The sequence below is a fragment of the Nocardia pseudovaccinii genome, from assembly GCF_050942345.1.
GTDB lineage: Bacteria > Actinomycetota > Actinomycetes > Mycobacteriales > Mycobacteriaceae > Nocardia > Nocardia pseudovaccinii.
In genome coordinates this window covers 1,425,299-1,426,343 of sequence record NZ_CP192074.1, presented here as the reverse complement: position 1 = coordinate 1,426,343, position 1,045 = coordinate 1,425,299, and the positions used below count along the sequence as shown (strand labels likewise).

Annotated in this window: 1 protein-coding gene; it reads right to left on the bottom strand. The window is 67.4% G+C overall.

The features are described 5' to 3' along the window. Positions 1-270: 270 nt before the first annotated feature. A complete protein-coding gene (gene cobM / locus ACQPZ2_RS06485; protein ID WP_433524724.1) occupies positions 271-1,035 on the bottom strand; it encodes a precorrin-4 C(11)-methyltransferase in 765 nt (254 codons plus the stop codon). Between the last annotated feature and the right edge of the window lie 10 nt (positions 1,036-1,045).

Here is a 1,045-nt window from a genome sequence, read left to right as displayed (position 1 = left end):
CTATACCAGCGTGGCGCCTGTGTTCCCGCGTTCAGTTCTCATCAATCAAGCAAAAATGTTCATTGGCACTATCTGCCCGTCAGGCCGAGCTTGTTACATGGGCGCGACCATGCCCGCCACCCACCGACCGGCTCCGCCGGGAAGTTCATTGCAGATCACCGAAACAATCTACCGTCGCCCTCGCCAGCCGACCAATCAGCTCTCATAGCCGGGAAACATCAGCCCAGGCAGGGGGATCATCGCAAGTTTGCTGGGTGACTGTCACCGATCTCACACTGCTTGCGAAGGTCGGTGTCGGGAGCGGGCCGGGTCGTAGAGATGGGACTGGGTACAGGACAGATTCGGGGTGAGGGCGCGGCCGACGAGGATGACGGCGGCTTGACGCAGACCCGCGGATTCGACCTGGTCGGCGATATCGGTGAGGGTGCCGCGCAGGACCAGTTGGCCGGGTTGGCTGGCTCGGTAGACCACGGCGGCCGGGCAGTCGGCGCCGTAGGCGGAGACCAGCTCGGCTGCCAGCGGGCGGATTCGGGTGATGGCCAGGTGCAGCACGAGCGTGGCCTGCGTCCGGGCGAAGTCCGCGAGGGCCTCGGACTCGGGCATGGCGGTGGAACGGGCCTGGGTGCGGGTGAGGACCACCGATTGGACCACTTCGGGGACGGTCAACTCGGTGCCGAGCAGGGCGGCCGCGGCGGCATAGGCGGGGACGCCGGGGGTGATGTCCCACGGCACGTCCGCGGCGTCGAGGCGGCGGGTTTGTTCGGTGAGGGCCGAATATATGGAGGGGTCGCCCGAGCACAGGCGGGCGACATCCTTACCGGAGCGGTGCGCGCGCACCAGGTGCTCGGTGATCTGGTCGATGTCCAGGTGCTGAGTATCGATCAGTTCGGTATCGGGGGCGCAGTGCGCGAGCACCTCGGGGTCCAGGTAGGTGCCCGCGTAGAGGCAGACCGGGGCGGCGCGCAGCAGTTCGACCGCGCGGACGGTCAGCAGGTCCGCGGCGCCCGGCCCGGCCCCGATGAAATGCACGGTCATGCCGGTGAGT